The sequence below is a fragment of the Pseudomonas sp. KUIN-1 genome, assembly GCF_009176725.1.
GTDB lineage: Bacteria > Pseudomonadota > Gammaproteobacteria > Pseudomonadales > Pseudomonadaceae > Aquipseudomonas > Aquipseudomonas fragariae.
Genome location: NZ_AP020337.1, coordinates 5,348,622 through 5,367,347, shown reverse-complemented (window position 1 = coordinate 5,367,347; position 18,726 = coordinate 5,348,622). Strand labels below are relative to the sequence as shown.

19 protein-coding genes are annotated in these 18,726 nt (G+C 60.5%); 14 read left to right on the top strand and 5 right to left on the bottom strand.

What is annotated here, in order from left to right; all coding sequences use genetic code 11:
- Positions 1–6 precede the first annotated feature (6 nt).
- Positions 7–1,011 carry an alpha/beta hydrolase family protein gene (locus tag KUIN1_RS24275; protein WP_152092335.1) on the bottom strand — a complete coding sequence of 335 codons (1,005 nt, stop codon included), beginning with the start codon at positions 1,009–1,011 and terminating at the stop codon, positions 7–9.
- Positions 1,012–1,125: 114 nt separating this feature from the next.
- Between KUIN1_RS24275 and KUIN1_RS24270 the strand changes: the two genes are divergently transcribed.
- The 9 genes from KUIN1_RS24270 (at position 1,126) to trpE (ending at position 11,768) form a co-directional block, all read left to right on the top strand.
- Entirely contained in the window at positions 1,126–3,138 is a 2,013-nt protein-coding gene (locus KUIN1_RS24270; RefSeq protein WP_103754723.1) for a sensor histidine kinase, read from the top strand.
- Positions 3,135–3,764 carry a response regulator gene (locus KUIN1_RS24265; protein ID WP_032655950.1) on the top strand — a complete coding sequence of 210 codons (630 nt, stop codon included), beginning with the start codon at positions 3,135–3,137 and terminating at the stop codon, positions 3,762–3,764. Before KUIN1_RS24270 ends, KUIN1_RS24265 begins: the two co-directional genes overlap by 4 nt.
- Before the next feature lie 338 nt (positions 3,765–4,102).
- Positions 4,103–5,227 (top strand): ABC transporter ATP-binding protein, encoded by a 1,125-nt coding sequence (locus KUIN1_RS24260; protein WP_003411754.1) that lies wholly within the window; start codon positions 4,103–4,105, stop codon positions 5,225–5,227.
- 82 nt (positions 5,228–5,309) lie between these two features.
- On the top strand, positions 5,310–6,344 hold the full coding sequence (locus KUIN1_RS24255; RefSeq protein ID WP_003394920.1) for a polyamine ABC transporter substrate-binding protein: 1,035 nt from the start codon (positions 5,310–5,312) through the stop codon (positions 6,342–6,344).
- Positions 6,345–6,421: 77 nt separating this feature from the next.
- Complete coding sequence (locus tag KUIN1_RS24250; protein WP_003402025.1) at positions 6,422–7,669, top strand: ABC transporter permease; 1,248 nt, start codon at positions 6,422–6,424, stop codon at positions 7,667–7,669.
- A gap of 11 nt (positions 7,670–7,680) precedes the next feature.
- Positions 7,681–8,502, top strand: a complete 822-nt coding sequence (locus KUIN1_RS24245; protein WP_024638077.1) for an ABC transporter permease — start codon at positions 7,681–7,683, stop codon at positions 8,500–8,502.
- 224 nt (positions 8,503–8,726) lie between these two features.
- Positions 8,727–9,401: a ribulose-phosphate 3-epimerase gene (gene rpe / locus KUIN1_RS24240; RefSeq protein ID WP_003304938.1), complete on the top strand. Its 675-nt coding sequence runs from the start codon at positions 8,727–8,729 to the stop codon at positions 9,399–9,401.
- Positions 9,398–10,216: a phosphoglycolate phosphatase gene (locus KUIN1_RS24235; protein WP_024651921.1), complete on the top strand. Its 819-nt coding sequence runs from the start codon at positions 9,398–9,400 to the stop codon at positions 10,214–10,216. Before rpe ends, KUIN1_RS24235 begins: the two co-directional genes overlap by 4 nt.
- A 70-nt stretch (positions 10,217–10,286) precedes the next feature.
- On the top strand, positions 10,287–11,768 hold the full coding sequence (gene trpE / locus KUIN1_RS24230) for an anthranilate synthase component I (protein ID WP_024642330.1): 1,482 nt from the start codon (positions 10,287–10,289) through the stop codon (positions 11,766–11,768).
- Positions 11,769–12,171: 403 nt separating this feature from the next.
- On the opposite strand, the gene estP is transcribed toward trpE, so the two are convergent.
- The 4 genes from estP to KUIN1_RS24205 all read right to left on the bottom strand — a co-directional run bounded on the left by estP (position 12,172) and on the right by KUIN1_RS24205 (position 15,578).
- Positions 12,172–14,094: an esterase EstP gene (gene estP, locus KUIN1_RS24220; RefSeq protein WP_152092334.1), complete on the bottom strand. Its 1,923-nt coding sequence runs from the start codon at positions 14,092–14,094 to the stop codon at positions 12,172–12,174.
- Positions 14,095–14,199: 105 nt separating this feature from the next.
- Positions 14,200–14,442, bottom strand: coding sequence for a pyocin activator PrtN family protein (locus KUIN1_RS24215; protein WP_003316268.1), 243 nt, complete (start codon positions 14,440–14,442; stop codon positions 14,200–14,202).
- A 121-nt stretch (positions 14,443–14,563) separates the two neighbouring features.
- Positions 14,564–14,812, bottom strand: coding sequence for a DUF1654 domain-containing protein (locus KUIN1_RS24210; protein ID WP_024639985.1), 249 nt, complete (start codon positions 14,810–14,812; stop codon positions 14,564–14,566).
- Positions 14,813–14,966: 154 nt separating this feature from the next.
- Entirely contained in the window at positions 14,967–15,578 is a 612-nt protein-coding gene (locus KUIN1_RS24205) for a LexA family protein (protein WP_024639984.1), read from the bottom strand.
- Between the two features lie 189 nt (positions 15,579–15,767).
- Between KUIN1_RS24205 and KUIN1_RS24200 the strand changes: the two genes are divergently transcribed.
- The 5 genes from KUIN1_RS24200 (at position 15,768) to KUIN1_RS24175 (ending at position 18,684) form a co-directional block, all read left to right on the top strand.
- A complete protein-coding gene (locus tag KUIN1_RS24200; protein ID WP_024661078.1) occupies positions 15,768–16,211 on the top strand; it encodes a hypothetical protein in 444 nt (147 codons plus the stop codon).
- A gap of 272 nt (positions 16,212–16,483) precedes the next feature.
- Complete coding sequence (locus tag KUIN1_RS24190) at positions 16,484–16,669, top strand: Com family DNA-binding transcriptional regulator (protein WP_003402007.1); 186 nt, start codon at positions 16,484–16,486, stop codon at positions 16,667–16,669.
- Between the two features lie 11 nt (positions 16,670–16,680).
- Positions 16,681–17,853, top strand: coding sequence for a cellulase family glycosylhydrolase (locus KUIN1_RS24185; RefSeq protein ID WP_024639983.1), 1,173 nt, complete (start codon positions 16,681–16,683; stop codon positions 17,851–17,853).
- 122 nt (positions 17,854–17,975) lie between these two features.
- A complete protein-coding gene (locus tag KUIN1_RS24180) occupies positions 17,976–18,365 on the top strand; it encodes a hypothetical protein (RefSeq protein ID WP_003411734.1) in 390 nt (129 codons plus the stop codon).
- The gene (locus KUIN1_RS24175; RefSeq protein WP_011269117.1) at positions 18,346–18,684 is read left to right on the top strand and encodes a lipoprotein; all 339 of its coding nucleotides are present in this window, start codon (positions 18,346–18,348) and stop codon (positions 18,682–18,684) included. The genes KUIN1_RS24180 and KUIN1_RS24175 overlap by 20 nt, the downstream gene beginning before the upstream one ends.
- Positions 18,685–18,726: the final 42 nt, after the last annotated feature.

The following is an 18,726-nucleotide window of genomic DNA, read 5'->3' as shown; positions in this document are numbered from 1 at the left end:
TGGCGCTTATTTTTCCTCTTTGGCGTCTATCCAGCCACGAACACGGCGGAATAGCTGCTCTTGTTCGGTATCTCCGCTGCCGGCGATGTTGATCAGGCCGATCTGGGTAAAGCCTGGCCCCTTGGTGCGTTTACTGGCCTGCAGGCGGGCCTTTGCGGCCTCGTCAGGTGAGTTTTTGTAGATGAAGTCGACGGCTTTTACTTTCAGCTGAGGCACCATGTCCAGCAGCGAAGGCTTGGCATTCATAGGCTCACGCGCCGCCAGCATCACCAGTTTCTGCACCACAGGCGATGTCCGCTCATTGAGGAACCTGGCCGCCCAGTACGCGCCGCTGCTGTGGCCGATCAGCACGATACTGCGTGCCTTGTTCTGCTGCGCAAAGCTGATCGCACTTTCGATCCGCGCGAAGATGCGCTCGGCCTGAGCCTTGTCGAGTTCTTCGTCGGCAGCAGCCTTGGCCGTTTCAGCCGCAGCCAGGGCCTCGGCTTCTGCGGCCGGGTCTTTTGCCGTCGCGGTGGCGTCCTTGGGGGTTTCCTTCGGTGCGTCAGTGGCTTTGGCGGTGTTTGCATCTGCTGGAGCAGCATCGGGCTCGCGTGCTCCTGGCGTGTTGTCGAGCGGGTCCGGCAGGGTGATGCTCAGGCTCGACCAGCCGACATCCGGAAACTTGCGTCGCAGCGGGCCGACAGCGTCGGGCCAGTCCGGTGACTCGGCGTCGCCAGGCACAATGATGACCGCGCCTTCAGGGGCCTCAGTGTTGGCGGGTTTCCAGAGCGCGAGAAAGCTGTCGTCTCCAGCCTGAAGTTGTTGCTGATCTTCGCGCGGCAATTGACGTTCCAGCGCTATTGCGTCTTCCTGCGAGCGGCTGAGCAGCGGGGCTCTTTCGACGGGCGCTTCTGCAGCCGCGTCCTTGGCCGGGTCAGGCGCCGGGTCGGCTGCGAGGGCAGGCAAGGCGCAAGGCAGTATCAATGACAGAAACAATGCAGGAAACGTTGCGCGAAAGGTGTAGGACATCGGATATTCCAAGCCAGAAACTATCCCGGCAGCCTAATGGGTTGATCGGCTTTTGTCAGGCCTGAGCCTGCGCGGCACACGGCCGTGATACGCACACACGAGAGCGACATACTGATGATTCGTCTTCTGCGCACCGGTTTTATCGGCTGCCTGGCCTTGCTCTTGATGGCTCAGATGGCGAATACGCAGGCTGACGAACCTCAAACACCTGCCGTTGCGCAGTTGAGCGCAGCGCAACGCAACTGGCTCGACCAGCACGGACCCTTGCGCGTAGGGCTGGTACTGCGCGCGCCTTACGCGCAGTTCGATCAACGCTTGCAGCAGTTGTCCGGTGCCAACGTCGACCTGATGAATGCGCTGGCGGCGACGCTGCCGGTCGACTTGCTGTGGCGGAATTTTCCTGACCAGAGCGCGTTGGAGAACGCGCTGGCCAAGGGGGAAATCGACGTTGCGCCCGGCTTGATGCAAACCCCCGCAGGCCTGCGTCTGTGGTTGTTTTCCGACCCGTATCTGCGTGTTTCGCAGCTGTTGATCGGCGAACGTGATGGCAGCACTGCCGTGGACTTGGAGAAACTCGACAGCCTTTCGCGCGTCGCGGTACGCATGCCCAGTACCACGGCCGACTACCTGCGCAGCAACTTTGCGCACCTCAACCTGCAAGGCGTGCCGCTGGAGCGCCAGGCCTTGCAGCTGTTGCTCAGCCAGCAAGCTCGTTATGCCGTGGTGGACGAAGCGCAACTCAGTCGTCTGCTGCGCGAGCCGGAGTTCGCCGGGTTGGCGGTGGTGGGGGATATCGGGCTGCCGCAATTGTTGCGTGTGGCTTCACGACGCGACATGCCGGAGCTGGCCGCCATCGTCAGCGAAGCGTTGCGAGCGATCCCTGCCAAGGAGCTGGAGCAGTTGCACGCGCGCTGGATGCCGCTGACCCCATCCCATTTCATCGAGTCGACCAAACTCTGGAAGAACCTGTGCATTCTGCTGCTGGTGATGTTGCTGGCGTGTTTCGCCATCGTGATCTGGCAGCGTCGCCAGCAGCAGGCGCTTGAGCAGGAGCTGCTGGCTGCGCGTGAAGAACTCGCCCGCCGTGTCGAAGAGGAGGCGGCGCTGCGCCTGGCGCAGTTTTCCATTGATCAAAGCACCGTCGGCATCCTCTGGGTCAACTGGGACAGCCGCGTGCGTTACGCCAACCGGGCGGCGGAATCCATGCTGGGCTATGCGCCGGGGCAGGTGGTCGAGCGCCCGCTGATCGATTTCGAGCCCGGTCTGCACATGGATCGCTGGCTCAACCTGTGGAAGAACGCACGCTCCAGCGAAGACAGCCCGCAAGTGTTCGAGACCCATTGCCTGCGCGCCGATGGCAGCCTGCTGCCTGTCGATGTCTCGTTGAGCTTCCTGCGCTTTCGTGACGCTGAATACTTGGTGGTGTTTCTCACTGACGTCAGCGAGCGGCGCCGCGCGCATGATCTGTTACGTGAGTTGTCAGCGCATCTGGAAAGCGTGCGTGAAGAAGAGAAGGCGCATATTGCCCGCGAGGTTCACGACGAGCTGGGTCAGATGCTGACGGTATTGAAGCTCGAGACGTCGATGTGCGAGCTGGCCTATGCCGACCTCGACCCTGGCCTGAGCGAGCGGCTGGACAGCATGAAGCGCCTGATCGCTCAGTTGTTTCAACTGGTGCGCGATGTTGCCACGGCCTTGCGCCCACCGATTCTCGACGCCGGTATCGCTTCGGCCATCGAATGGCAGGCACGCCGTTTCGAGGCGCGTACGCAGATTCCGTGCCTGGTGCAGGTGCCGGACAATCTCCCGGCGCTCAGCGATGCCAGGGCTACGGGCATGTTCCGCATCCTTCAGGAGGCGCTGACCAACGTGATGCGCCATGCCCGCGCACACACGGTAGAGATCAGCCTGACGCTGCAGGACGGCATGATGTGCATGAGCATCGCTGATGACGGGCAGGGCTTTGTCATCGAGTCGGGCAGGGCGGTTTCGTTCGGTCTGGTCGGGATGCGCGAGCGGGTGCTGATGCTCGGCGGCAGACTGGAGCTGGACAGCGAGGTGGGTGCGGGCACAACCTTGCGCGCCTATATCCCGCTGGACACCCTCGCACAGGAGCGAAGACAGTGATTCGTGTTTTGGTAGCCGAAGACCACACCATCGTGCGTGAAGGGATCAAGCAATTGATTGGTCTGGCCAGGGATCTGCAGGTGGTGGGCGAGGCCAGCAACGGCGAACAGTTGCTCGAAACCTTGCGTCATGTGGCCTGCGAAGTGGTGCTGCTGGATATCTCCATGCCCGGCGTCAATGGCCTCGAGGCGATACCGAGGATTCTCGCACTGACCAACCCGCCGGCCATTCTGGTGCTGTCGATGCACAATGAGGCGCAGATGGCCGCGCGTGCATTGAAGGTCGGCGCGGCGGGTTATGCTACCAAGGACAGCGCCCCGGCGCTGCTGCTGACGGCCATTCGCCGGGTGGCGGCAGGTGGGCGTTATATCGACCCGGACCTGGCTGACCGCATGGTCTTTGAAGTGGGCCTCACCGACAGCCGGCCTCTGCACTCGCTGCTGTCGGAGCGCGAGTTTTCGGTATTCGAGCGCCTTGCCCAGGGCGCCAACGTCAACGACATCGCTCAGCAACTGGCCTTGAGCAGCAAGACCATCAGCACCCACAAGGCCCGGCTGATGCAAAAAATGAAACTCAACTCGCTGGCCGATCTGGTCAAGTACGCGATGGAGCACAAGCTGCTCTGAGTCTGAAAGCGACACCCGACACCCCGCGCCCCTTTGCGACGCAGTGCGTCGAGACCTGCATTCCCACGCGGAGCGTGAGGAACGATAAGCGTCCTTGAGAACACTATTGTGCCCATGCTCCGCGTGGGCATGCCGTTCGGGACGCTCTGCGTCCTCTTGCAACGCAGTGCGTCGAGAAGGATGCCTGAGCCGACTTATCCAATCGCGCCATCTCTGTAGGGCAATCCCTACCCCTGGCCTTCCAGCCGGCCTAGGCGATTCTCTCCCGGCCACCGATTTGCGGGGGCTTCGGGCTGCTCTAGGCTGGAGCCCACGCAGACAAAACAAGGGTGTGGGTAATGAGCGACGTCGATACAAGCGCTGGAGCAAATGATGTTCTGGTCAGCTTTCGTGGTGTGCAGAAGAGCTACGACGGCGAAGCACTGATCGTCAAAGACCTCAACCTGGACATTCGCAAGGGCGAGTTCCTGACCCTGCTCGGTCCTTCCGGCTCCGGCAAGACCACCAGCCTGATGATGCTGGCCGGTTTCGAGACCCCGACGGCCGGTGAAATCCTCCTCGGTGGCCGCGCCATCAACAACGTGCCACCGCATAAACGCGACATCGGCATGGTGTTCCAGAACTACGCCTTGTTTCCGCACATGACCGTGGCCGAGAACCTGGCGTTCCCGTTATCGGTGCGTGGCATGAGCAAGACCGACGTCGGCGAGAAGGTCAAAAAGGCACTGGGCATGGTCCAGCTCGACACCTTTGCGCATCGCTACCCTGCGCAGCTGTCCGGTGGCCAGCAGCAGCGCGTTGCACTGGCGCGTGCGCTGGTCTTCGAACCGCAACTGGTGCTGATGGATGAGCCGCTCGGCGCCCTCGACAAGCAGCTGCGCGAACACATGCAGATGGAGATCAAGCACCTGCACCAGCGCCTGGGCGTAACCGTGGTCTATGTGACCCACGACCAGGGCGAAGCGCTGACCATGTCGGACCGGGTCGCGGTCTTCCATCAGGGCGAGATCCAGCAGATCGCGCCGCCCCGCAGCTTATACGAAGAACCGAAGAACACCTTCGTCGCCAACTTCATCGGCGAGAACAACCGCCTCAACGGACGTCTGGTCAGTCAGGACGGCGACCGCTGTGTGGTCGAGCTGGAGCGTGGCGAAAAAGTCCACGCGCTGGCAATCAATGTCGGTCAGCCAGGTGGCCCGGTCACCCTGTCGATCCGTCCCGAGCGCATCAACCTCAATGGCCGCAGCGAGAGCTGCGCCAACCGTTTTTCCGGTCGTGTGGCCGAGTTCATCTATCTGGGCGACCACGTTCGTGTGCGTCTGGAAGTGGCCGGCAAGAACGACTTCTTCGTCAAACAGCCGATTGCCGAACTGGACCCCGGCCTGAGCGTGGGCGACGTGGTGCCCATCGGCTGGCAAGTCGAGCACGTCCGTGCGCTCGACCCCTTGCAGCAAGTGCATTGATCTACCTACAAAAGCAATAACAGAGGCGACCTGATCGCCCATCCCAATCGCTTACCAACACTGCTCGTGGAGAAAAGAACCTATGTTGAAGTCTTTGAAGTTCACCGCCATCACGTTGGGCATGATGTGCGCGGCGCAGGCCATGGCTGCCACCGATCTTACCGTCATCTCCTTTGGCGGTGCCAACAAGGCCGCTCAGGAAAAAGCCTTTTACGCGCCTTGGGAAAAGGCTGGCAACGGCAAGATCATCGCCGGTGAGTACAACGGGGAGATGGCCAAGGTCAAAACCATGGTCGACACCAAAAGCGTTTCCTGGGACCTGGTAGAAGTCGAATCGCCGGAACTGGCGCGTGGTTGCGACGAAGACATGTTCGAAGAGCTGGACCCGAAACAGCTGGGCAATGCTGCTGACTTCGTGCCTGGCGCCATCACCACCTGCGGTGCGGGCTTCTTCGTCTGGTCCACCGTGCTGGCGTACAACGCTGACAAGGTCAGCACTGCACCCAGTGGCTGGGCCGATTTCTGGGACACCAAGAAATTCCCGGGCAAGCGCGGCCTGCGCAAAGGCGCCAAGTACACCCTGGAATTCGCTCTGATGGCCGACGGCGTTGCGCCGAAAGACGTCTACAAGGTATTGGCCAGCAAAGACGGCCAGGACCGCGCGTTCAAAAAGCTGGATGAGCTCAAGCCAAACATTCAGTGGTGGGAAGCTGGCGCACAGCCGCCGCAGTACCTCGCTTCCGGTGACGTGGTGATGAGCTCGGCCTACAACGGCCGGATCGCCGCCGTGCAGAAGGAAAGCAACCTCAAAGTCGTGTGGACCGGTGGCGTGTATGACTTCGACGCCTGGGCCATCCCGAAGGGTTCGAAAAACGCCGATGCCGCGAAGAAGTTCATCGCCTACATGCTGAGCCCCGAGCAGCAGAAGACCTACTCGCAGAACATCGCCTACGGCCCGGCCAACACCCAGGCGGTCAAGCTGCTGGACAAGGAAACCCTGCAGAACATGCCGACCACGCCTGAGAACATCAAGGATCAGGTGCAGATGGACGTGGCGTTCTGGACCGACAACGGCGAATCCCTCGAGCAGCGTTTCACTGCCTGGGCTGCCAAGTAATCCGTTTGCGTTGAGTCAGAACCGGGCGTTCCCTGAAACGGGGAGCGCCCCCTCGTTGAAAGATTCCGGAGTTCGCTATGGCCATCGCCGTGCCCTTGACTGAAGGCGCCAGCCCTAACTTGAAGCAACGTCTCGCTCGCGCCGAGCGGGTCAACCGCTGGAAGGCTCAGGCATTGATCGCTCCGCTGGTGATTTTCCTGCTGTTGGTGTTTCTCGTGCCCATCGCTGCGCTGCTGTACAAGAGCGTCGGCAACCCCGAAGTCGTGACTGCGCTGCCGACCACCGTGGTCGAAGTGCAAAAGTGGGATGGTAAAGGGCTGCCGCCCGAGTCGGTCTACAAGGCAATGAGCCTGGACCTGGCCGAAACGCGCAAGAATTCCACGCTGGGCGACCTGTCCAAGCGTCTGAACATCGAACTGGCCGGATACCGCAGCCTGCTGAGCAAGACCGCCCGCGCGCTGCCGTTCAAGACTGAACCGGCCTCTTATAAAGAAGCACTCGAAGCGCTGGACGAGCGTTGGGGCGACCCGGCCTATTGGCAGGCAGTGCGTCGCAATACCAGCAGCATCACCCCGTATTACCTGCTGGCGGCGGTCGACCATCGTGTCGATGACCTCGGCGAAATCGCCCCGGCGACTCCGGACCAGGCGATCTATCTGGACATCTTCGCCCGCACGTTCTGGATGGGCCTGGTGATTACCGCGATCTGTCTGGTGCTGGCTTATCCGCTGGCCTACCTGCTGGCCAGCCTGCCTGCGCGGCAGAGCAACCTGCTGATGATTCTGGTGTTGCTGCCGTTCTGGACCTCGATTCTGGTGCGCGTGGCCGCCTGGATCGTGTTGTTGCAGTCCAGCGGTCTGATCAACAGTGCGTTGCTGGCGATGGGCATCATCGACAAGCCGCTGGAGCTGGTTTTCAACCGGGTAGGGGTGTACATCTCGATGGTGCACATCATGCTGCCGTTCATGATCCTGCCGATCTACAGCGTGATGAAGAACATTTCCCCGACCTACATGCGCGCGGCGATTTCGCTGGGCTGCCACCCGTTTGCGAGCTTCTGGCGCGTGTACTTCCCGCAGACCTACGCCGGGATCGGGGCCGGCTGTCTGCTGGTGTTCATTCTGTCGATCGGCTACTACATCACCCCGGCGTTGCTGGGCAGCCCGAACGATCAGATGGTCAGCTATTTCGTCGCGTTCTACACCAACACCAGCATCAACTGGGGCATGGCCACCGCGCTCGGCGGGCTGCTGCTGTTGGCGACCATCGTGCTGTACCTGATTTATAGCTGGCTGGTCGGCGCCAGCCGCCTGCGTCTGAGCTAAGGAGCGTGACCATGCTGAACCCCTACACATCGCCGATCGAGCGCCTCTGGTATTACACCTTGCGCATCATCTGCACGCTGGTGCTGCTGTTTCTTGTGCTGCCGGTACTGGTCATCGTGCCGCTGTCATTCAACTCCGGCAGCTTTCTGGTCTATCCGCTGCAAGGCTTCTCGTTGCAGTGGTATCAGGACTTCTTCAACTCTGCCGAGTGGATGCGCGCGCTGAAGAACAGCATGATCGTCGCCCCGGCTGCGACCCTGCTGGCGATGGGCTTCGGCACGCTGGCGGCGATCGGCCTGACCCGCGGCAACTTCCCCGGCAAGGCGCTGGTCATGGCCCTGGTGATTTCGCCGATGGTGGTGCCGGTGGTGATCGTCGGCGTCGCCAGCTACCTGTTCTTCGCGCCACTGGGCCTGGGCAATAGCTACACCTCGCTGATTCTGGTCCATGCGGTGCTGGGCGTGCCGTTCGTGATCATCACCGTGTCGGCTACTTTGCAGGGCTTCAATCACAACCTGGTGCGCGCTGCTGCCAGCCTCGGTGCATCACCGCTGACCGCGTTCCGGCGCGTGACGCTGCCGCTGATTGCGCCGGGGGTGATTTCCGGCGCGCTGTTCGCCTTCGCGACCTCGTTCGACGAAGTGGTGGTCACGCTGTTCCTCGCCGGGCCGGAACAGGCGACCCTGCCTCGGCAGATGTTCAGCGGCATTCGCGAAAACCTCAGCCCGACCATCGCCGCCGCTGCGACCCTGCTGATCGGCTTCTCGGTGGTCTTGCTGCTGGTGCTGGAGTGGCTGAGGGGGCGCAGCGAAAAACTGCGAACGGCGCAGTGACTGCAAGCTGCAAGCTGCAAGCTGCAAGCTGCAAGCTACAAGCTACAAGCTACAAGCTAAAAGCAGAAGCAAATCAAAATGCTTGAGGCTTGAGGCTTGAGGCTTGAGGCTTGAGGCTTGAGGCTTGAGGCTTGAGGCTTGAGGCTCGAGGCTCGAAGCTTACCGCTCCGGGCGAAGCTTGGCGTACAATCCGCGCACCGTGATTCTGCTCAAACAGGTGCGTCATGCAGCCCTTCGTTATTGCCCCATCGATTCTTTCCGCTGACTTCGCCCGTCTGGGTGAGGAAGTCGACAACGTGCTGTCCAGCGGCGCCGACTTTGTCCACTTCGATGTCATGGACAATCACTACGTCCCGAACCTGACCATTGGTCCGATGGTGTGCAGCGCGCTGCGCAAATATGGCGTCACTGCACCGATTGACGTGCACCTGATGGTCAGCCCGGTGGATCGCATCATCGGCGACTTCATCGAGGCCGGTGCCACCTACATCACCTTTCACCCGGAAGCGACCCAGCACATCGACCGTTCGCTGCAGTTGATCCGCGAGGGTGGCTGCAAGGCGGGCCTGGTGTTCAACCCGGCCACGCCGTTGAACCTGCTCGAATACGTCATGGACAAGGTCGACATGATCCTGCTCATGAGCGTCAACCCCGGTTTCGGCGGGCAGAAGTTCATTCCCGGTACGCTCAACAAGCTGCGTGAAGCGCGCGCCCTGATCGATGCTTCCGGACGCGACATCCGCCTGGAAATCGACGGCGGCGTGAACGTCAACAATATCCGCGAAATCGCAGCGGCAGGTGCTGATACCTTCGTCGCCGGTTCAGCCATTTTCAATGCGCCGGACTACCGCGAAGTGATCGAAAAGATGCGCACAGAACTGGCGTCATCCCGCGCATGAGCGGCTTCGAGCAGTTGTTTGCAGGCAAGCTTCCCAAGCTGATCATGTTCGACCTGGACGGCACCCTGGTGGACTCGGTGCCCGATCTGGCCGTGGCGGTGGACACCATGCTCTCTGAACTGGGGCGTCCGATCGCCGGGCTGGAATCGGTGCGGGCCTGGGTGGGCAACGGTGCGCCGGTGCTGGTACGCCGCGCGCTGGCCAACAACCTCGACCACAGTGGAGTCGATGACGCCCTGGCCGAGCAGGGCCTGGAAATCTTCATGCGCGCTTATGCACAAAAGCATAAATTCACCGTGGTCTACCCCGGCGTGCGCGAAACCCTCAAGTGGCTGCAGAAAATGGGTGTCGAAATGGCGCTCATCACCAACAAGCCGGAGCGCTTCGTCGCGCCGCTGCTGGACGAGATGAAGCTGGGGCGTTTCTTTCGCTGGATCGTCGGCGGTGACACCATGCCGCAGAAAAAGCCTGATCCTGCTGCACTGTTCTTCGTGATGAAAATGGCTGGTGCCCCTGCCTCGCAATCGCTGTTCGTCGGCGACTCGCGCAGTGACGTGCAGGCTGCCAAGGCTGCCGGTGTGGCCTGCGTCGCGTTGAGCTATGGCTACAACCACGGGCGACCGATTGCCGAGGAAAACCCGGCGATGGTCATCGATGATCTGCGCAAACTGATTCCCGGTTGCCTGGACATGGACGCTGAGATACTGTTGCCCGACATCAAACGTCCCTCCTCAAGAGAATCCATCGTGGTGGTCACTCGCAAACTCTGGATGAAAGTCATCAAGGCCCTGGCCCGCTGGCGTTGGCGCGCCTGACCTGATCCTGGCCGGCCTGCCGGCACGTTTGCCTTACTGACCGTTTTGTCCTCAAACCACGAGGTTGCTCATGAACCGTGAAGAATTCCTGCGTTTGGCCGCTGAAGGCTACAACCGCATCCCGCTTGCCCGCGAAACCCTGGCCGACTTCGACACGCCGCTGTCGATCTACCTCAAGCTTGCCGATCAGCCCAACTCCTACTTGCTGGAGTCGGTGCAGGGCGGAGAGAAGTGGGGGCGTTATTCGATCATCGGCCTGCCGTGCCGCACCGTGATGCGCGTGCATGGTCATCACGTCAGCGTGACCCATGATGGCGTCGAGATCGAAAGCCGGGATGTCGAAGACCCGCTGGACTTCGTCGAAACCTTCAAGGCGCGTTACAACGTGCCGACCATTGCCGGGCTGCCACGCTTCAACGGCGGGCTGGTGGGCTACTTTGGCTACGACTGTGTGCGCTATGTCGAGAAGCGTCTGGCCAACTGCCCGAACCCTGACCCGCTGGGCGTGCCGGATATCCTGCTGATGGTGTCTGACGCGGTCGTGGTGTTCGACAACCTGGCGGGCAAGATGCACGCCATCGTGCTGATCGATCCGGCGCAACAGGACGCTTACGCGAGTGGTGTTGCACAGCTCGATGAACTGATGCACAAGCTGCGTCAGCCGATCACGCCGCGCCGCGGCCTTGATCTGGACCGGCCGCCGGCGGCCGACCCGGTGTTTCGTTCCAGCTTTACCCAGGACGATTACGAGGCGGCGGTCGATACGATCAAGCAGTACATCCTCGCCGGCGACGTGATGCAGGTGGTCCCGTCACAGCGCATGTCCATCGATTTCAGCGCCGCGCCGATCGATCTGTATCGGGCGCTGCGCTGCTTCAACCCGACGCCTTATATGTATTTCTTCAACTTCGGCGACTTCCATGTCGTCGGCAGTTCGCCGGAAGTGCTGGTGCGGGTCGAGGACAATCTGATCACTGTGCGTCCGATCGCCGGTACTCGTCCTCGCGGCGCCACCGAAGAGGCGGATCGCGCGCTGGAAGAAGACCTGCTCTCCGATCACAAGGAAATCGCCGAGCACTTGATGCTCATCGATCTCGGCCGCAACGATACCGGTCGGGTGTCCGAGATTGGCACGGTCAAACTGACCGAGAAAATGGTCATCGAGCGTTATTCCAACGTCATGCACATCGTATCCAACGTCACAGGCCAGTTGAAAAGCGGGTTGAGCGCGATGGACGCGCTGCGCGCGATTCTGCCGGCGGGCACCCTGTCCGGGGCGCCGAAGATCCGCGCCATGGAAATCATCGACGAGTTGGAGCCGGTCAAACGCGGCGTCTATGGCGGCGCAGTCGGTTACCTGGCCTGGAACGGCAACATGGACACGGCGATTGCGATTCGGACTGCGGTGATCAAGGATGGTGAGCTGCATGTACAGGCCGGCGGCGGCATTGTCGCCGACTCCGTGCCAGTGCTGGAATGGGAAGAAACCCTGAACAAACGCCGCGCCATGTTCCGCGCCGTAGCCCTGGCCTCGCAGCCTGCCGAGGGTTGAGCAGGCTTGCTGCTCTGCGTCTCAAAGCGGACGCAGAGCATCCCACGATAGTTGAGATTATCGTTCCTCACGCTCCAGCGTGGGAATGCCGTGGGTGACGCTCCGCGTCACAGATCTGCGCCGCGCCGCAGAGTCAGGACAGGACGCGGAGCGTCCAGAACGGCATGCGACGCGGAGCGTCGCACGATAGTCAGGTTTGCTGCTCTGGTAATGAACGGTAGTTGGAGAGCTATCGTTCCTCACGCTCCAGCGTGGGAATGCCGTGGGTGACGCTCCGCGTCACAGATTTGCGCCGCGCCGCAGTTCTCAGGACAGGACGCGGAGCGTCCAGAACGGCATGCCCACGCGGAGCATGGGCACGATAGTCAGATTATCGTTCCTCACGCTCCCTCCTGCGGGCAGTCTAGAAACTCAGACCCAACGCGACATTTACCCCTTGCTGGGTCACGTCGTCGTTCTTGCGCCAGTTGTAATTGCCGCGCAGTGTCAGGTCCTGAGTCAGCTTCTGGCTGACGCCCAGCGTGGCCCGGTTCAAATCGCGTTGCGGCGTGTAGCCTTGCAGCGTGAAACCGACTAACTGGACGCTGTTGAGCGCCATGGTCACGTCCTGCTGATCGGTCTCGAACTCCCTTTCATGGGCCACTTCGCCCCATACCTGTGTGCTCGGTGTCACCTGGAATTTGCCCTGCACACCCACGCCAGCACGCCGCGATTTGCGCGTCTGGTCACTGAAGGTCAGCGCGGTCGAGCGGTCGCCTTTTTCCGAGTAGCCGTCGACATCGATGTGCGCGTAATCGGCGCTGACGAACGGCGACAGATGCCAGCGACTGGTCGGGCCCGCGATGTCGAAACCGACCCGCCCGCTGACAGCCAACATTTCGCCGTCGGTATCGCCTTTTTCCTGACCTTCGCTGACGCCCAGCGCGAACTTGCGCTCGGCATTTTCGTAGTCCAGTTTGCCGCCTGACACCGCCAGATCACCCCACCAGTGGTTGGCCTGATACTGCAGGAACGCAGTGGCGATGTAGCTGTTGAGTGTGTAGTCCGAATCCCTTGGCCCTGCCTCAAGATTCTGGCGATACGCCCCGGCGACAACCCCAGTGCGCCAGTTTTCGGCAAATCGGTAGCTGCCGCCGATGGTCAGGTTATAGCCTCTTCCGCCAGCATCAGCCGAGCTGTCCTGCGCGTCGAAGTCCATTTTCTGACCGCCTGCCGAAAGCATGCTCTGCCACTGTCCTATGCCTTGCCAGTTGCCCCAGTCGCTGAGCCACTGGGCGCGAATTTCGTCCTGATGCATGCGCAGCGTGCCATTGGCCATTTCCGGCAGCAGGGAGATTTCCCAGGGGGCCGAAAGCAGCGAGTAGGCGTAGTCGGCCAGCAACCTCTGCCCGGCCTCGGTCGGGTGCACGCGATCGTTGAAGAACAGCCGGTTTGGATTCGGCGTCGCACTGGACCGGCCGTTGGTGGTGCTTTCCCGGCAGCTATTGCCGCTGAAACAGGTACTGACCAGATTCTCGTTGGGATCGAACCCGAAGCGTGCCGGTTCGGCGAGGACTTCATTGATCAGCAATGGAACATTCAGCGGAATGATCTGGGCATTGATCTGCGCCAGTCGGCTGACTAACTGCTGATTGAAGCCCGCGCTGAGTGCGGAAGTTGCCGAAGCCAGTGGCGAACCGCTCAAGGCTGGCGTTTTACCGATATCCGGCAGCAACCAGACCATGATGTAGCGCGCACCGGCCTGTTGCAGGGCTTGCGCGCTGTCAGCCAGCTGGTTGGCAGCTTGCGCGGCGCTGCTGGCACTCAACACACGACCCTGCAGGAAGTCGTTGCCGCCTCCGGTCAGGTAATAAAGCGCGTTGGGGGCGGCGCGAAAACCGTTGGCGGGCAGATAACCGGTCCTGCTGCGCAGCAATGTGCCGGTGTTCGGGTCGACGACGGTGGATTGCGAGTTGATCGAGTCAAGAATCTGGTCGGTCCGATAGCCGCCGACTGCCCAGTTATTGCCATCGGGTGCGCCCAGCGCAGCATTGACCGGCGACGTGGAAGCCGCCAGATCTCCTGCCGGCACACCGAGCATCCTGCCGATCAGCGTCGACGAGTTCAGATTGAACACCTCTCCACTGCCGTCCTGATAAGTGGGGCCGACCCGATTGGTGAACCGAAGCGTAGAGCCCCTGGGCCCGGCGGTGTCGGGAAACTGCCCGGCATCGGCCAGGCTGTCACCGAACACCACCATGGTCGAATAGGGCGCGGCAGCAGCGGTGCCGCAGGCAAGCGATAACAGGCAGGCCGCGAAGGGCCAGCGCCTCGATGTCTTGGTCATGAACGGATCCCGATTGTTTTTGTTTTGTACCGGAAACGTAGCAAGATTTTTCATGACTGCAAAGTTCGATGAACATTATCGCGCTGCGGCGGTGCTTTTTTGACCTCAGGCGGCCCTGTTGGTCACGATGGCGCTCAGGTAGTTGGCCAGGTCGTGCAGGTATACGAAGGGGTGGCCCTGACGACTGCCGCCTGTACGGCTGACCTTCAAGTCGATGCGCCCTGCGTTGATCTTGCGCAGCAGATTCCTGTCGTTCGACAGGTGCGAAAAATAACGCTCTCTGACGGCGCTCAGCGAAGGGCACGGCGTGGCGAATTCTTTGCGGAGTTGATCCAGTATTTCGTTCATTCCATGACTCCCTGTGGTTTGCATGTGAGTACTCCCGAAATGGGGTGCAGACAAACAATACGATATGTAGCGCGTCGTGACAATACAGTTTGTATTTTAAATACGATCTGTATAGTTCGAATCACAGGGAATCGATGTACCAGGACACGTGGGCAGTGCCGTTTTCAGAGTTGCGGGTTACGTTGATGCCGTCGGCCTCGCTGATCTGATCCATGATGCGCTCCCAGTGGGCCACCGACTCGCCAGGCTCCCTGATCAGCAGGACCTGATGCTCGATCTGGGCCTTGTCACTGGTGATAGCGTCCTGAATCCGCTGTGCCAATGCCAGATAAGCGTCATGTTGCGAGGTGTCGGGGAACTGCTTGAGCATGAGTGAACTCCTTTTTACTGTATGTGCATACAGTAATTGAGGGGTGTTTCTCACGCAAGCTACAAATGTTTCCTACACGGACACCTGCCCGGACTGAAACAGTGGCGCATGAAAAAGCCCCGATTATCGGGGCTTGGGCGGGGCGTGCCGCGCTTCAGAGACGCATGGTCATCTGCCTGATGACGCCGATCAGTTTGCACTCCTCGGTCACCGCAAGGGTCGGGTAGGCGGGGTTCAGCGGCTTGAGAAAGTAGCGTCCGGCGTCTTCGACCAGTTTTTTGAAGGTAGCCTCGTTGCTTTCCGGCAGCTTGGCGATGACCAGCTTGCCGGCAGTGGGCTCGATTCCGGTGTCGACCAGAATCAACATGCCTTCGGGAATGCTCTGCCCTGCGGGCGCGGTCATCGAGTCGCCACGCACTACCAGCCAGAAAGCTCTGCCCTTGGCTTTATAGTCGCTGATCTCGAAAGTGTCCGAATAGCCGGCAGGGTAGGGCTCGACGGCCTCACTCCAGCCACCGGCCTCGACCCAGCTGATGACCGGGTATCGATAGAAACGCGAAGGCTGCACCGTGGGCTCCACGTTGTGCATGCCGGGTTCGCTGGCCGGGATGGAGGTGGTGAGAATCGGCAGGCCGAGCTCGGTCAGAAATCGATTGATGACCTCGATCTTCGGTTCACGCTTGCCGTTCAGCCAATGCCCTACCGCGCCGGGCGTCACGCCCATCCGCTCAGCCATTTCTTCCTGGCTGATTTCCTGGGTTTCCATGACCTGTCTTGCGACTTCATACCATTTTCTGTTCATGCGTCGAATCATACAGGCTGTAGGGTGTTGAGCAATATACATAATGTAATGCTTCGTTGTGTCATAAAAATACAAAATGTATTGTAAGGCCTTGGTTCTGTGTAGCGAAAGACGCTGCGCAGCTTTTCAGAAAGGTCCTACAGGAGAGACACAATGATCGAGAAAGTAGAAGCCGTGATGCAGCATTGGGGTGAACAGCGCATGCGCATTGGTCTGGGCGGCGGGCTGAGCAGTCCGATGGCCGGGATCATGGAATGGGGCGCGTACATTCCGCGTCGCACACCCGGCTCGCGCGCGCTGGTGGGTAATGGCAGCGGCCTGGACTATATAAGCAGCGAAGTCGAGGCGGCCGTGGCGCAGCTGTCGCGCAGCCCGGCAAAGAGCCGCGGGCCCGAACTGGCCCAGCTGGCGACATTGCGTTATGTCGAGTCGTTGCCGGTGCGCGAGCAGATGCGCCTGGTGGGCATTAATGAGGGCGCAGACCGCACCTATCGCAACTGGCTCAACAAGCTGCACCAGCAAGTGCTGGCGATTCTCGCTGAGCGCAGCGCTTCCAGAAGCAACAATGCGGTCGCCGACAAGGCTGCCCAAGGGTGAATGAAGACACGGTTTCACACCGTTTATCCGGGTCGATTGCACAGCTGTGGCCGAACTCGTGTTGAACTCAGGTCAAACTCGACCCACCCCGAAACTGCCCCTTCCCAGGCTTTCCGGAGGGGGGTAAAAAGGTCCCACGATATGCGATTTGCGCCTCAGGGCAGCAGCCGGAAACAGGCTGATCAACAGCCACAACCGGTCACTGGCGACCCACCTCAAACCCCGCTCCGGCGGGGTTTTTCATTGGGCCAGGCGCATGGAGGCCAATGTAGATGTTGAAAAGCTTTAGATGCGGGCAGTGCAGGAAACTGCTGGCCCGCGTGGGTGAATACACAGAGCTCCAGATCAAATGTTCCCGCTGCGGGACGTTGAATCATGTGAAGGCCGCGAGCCTCGAGTTATCGCCGTTGAGCGAAAGAGGTACAGCAGCGTCGCTGCTGCCTCGCGGTGCCAACTAGAGGTATCAATCATGTCCAATAGCAGTTCTGCTGTCAGCCAGCTGAAGAATATTCCGCTGGTAGGTATCAACCTGGGTTCGGTGGCGAACGCCGGACAGATCGTGCCGGGCGAGGCCGGGACTCATTACCAGTGGCCCAATCGTGGAACCATCACGACCTGGGTCAAGAACCGGGGCGTGCGTCTGATCCGGTTTCCGTTCGAACTTCAGCGCGCCATTCAGCTGTCGACTCTGGACGGTCTGCCAGGCCAAGGGGCGAACCTGAACACCGATTTTGTGAAGCGCTGGAAAGAAATGCTTGGCTGGATTCGCGATGACTCCAACGGCGAGGCCAGAATCATTCCTGATCCGCACCACTACATGCGGTTGCATCGCTACGAAACAGATGCAAACGGGACGCTGACCGGACGCATTCTTCCTGCCGCAGAGGCGGGTAATCAGAATGGCTGGAAGGCAACCGAATCGGTATTGATCAAGGACGGGAACGGTGTCAACGGCACTTTCTGGAGCGCCGTTCACCTGGCCAACTTCCACCAGAAGCTGGTCACTGAATGCGACGATCCGATGGTGCTGGGCTGGGGGTTGGGTAACGAGCCGTATTCGAATACCACGGCAGGTGCCAAAGACTACATTACGTTGCCTGATCTTGAAGCGCTGTACATCAGCACGATGAATACCGTGCTGCAGGCGTTGCGCAACAGCTCGAAAAAGCCGGTGTTCATTTGTGGGCTGGAGTTTGCAAGCGCCAGAAACTGGGCCACCGTCTCTGCCAACCTTCAGTCGAAGATTGTCGATCCGGCCAATGCAATCGTCTGGGAAGCCCACGCTTACGGCGATTACGATAAAAGCTCCAGCGGTGCCTACGCCAATAACAACGATTTGATCTCGCCGACCGTTCTGCGCGATGAAATCGTGGGTCCGTTTCTGACCTATGCCAAGACTAACAAGATGGCCGCATTTATCGGTGAAACAGGGATTCCGCCAACGGCTGCCGGTCGCACCGCGCTGAAAAACCTGCTCGATAAAGCGAAGGCAGAAATGGTGCCAGTGACGCTGTGGGTCACAGGACCAGGCACCGATGGCGAAAAGATGAGCCTGGAAGCCAGCAACCAGGCGCAGACCGTCGCACTGGTCACACCGTACTTTGCCGAGCGCATTGCCCTGTGGGGTTATGCACAGGCATGACGGTGCAAGTCATTCCGTTCTGACCCGACAACGGAGCCCCGTATCAATGGGCTCTTTCCAGTTTGTTCAGGCTTTCGATCAACGAGGGCCTTGAGAGTCCACCAGCCTGTTACGGAGTACCCATGGACCCAACCGACCTAGGCCCAGGCACAGCTACCTGGCTGGGCGGCACGGGCACAATTCTGCTTGGCGGCTTTTTATGGCTGCGCAAGTTTCTTTCCAGAGATGCAACAGACCGGGCGATGGACAACGCGGACATCGGCACGGTTCGCCGCCTCAATGAACTGCTCGACTCCGAGCGCCAGGCGCGCAAAGAGGCTGAAGCGCGGGCTGATCAGTTCGCCAAGGAGCGCAACGAGCTCGCCGCAGCGGTTGGCCGGATGGAGGGCAAGATCGAAGCCCTCACCAGCCACATCGTTCAGCTTACCGACAAGGTCACTACGCAAAGCGCCGAAATAGCCCGGCTGCGATCCCAACTCGGAGGTGCAAACGATGCACAGATGCGCAATTGATTTCATCGCTCGCCATTGGTGGCGGCGCCTGGAGGTCTGGTTGATTTCCATGCTGCTGATCGCTGGCTGCCTGATGCTTGGTTTTCAGGCTGGGCAGTGGTCGGCGAATGCCGAGCATACGCAGCAGTTGGCCGAGGTTCGCAATGCCTATGACGCAGCACTGGGCAAACGCGACCGGCGCCTGGACAGGCTGGCCGAAACCACAACGCAGGCGGCGGACAAGGTCGAGACGGCTGCCTCCATCGCCAGCCAGGCTGCGCATGCGGCCAGTCGCGCGGCGGACAAGGCGGATGAGGCGCTGGGCAAGGTAAGCCAGTAGGCGCATTCATCACGTCAGATCACTCCAACACACGCGGAACTC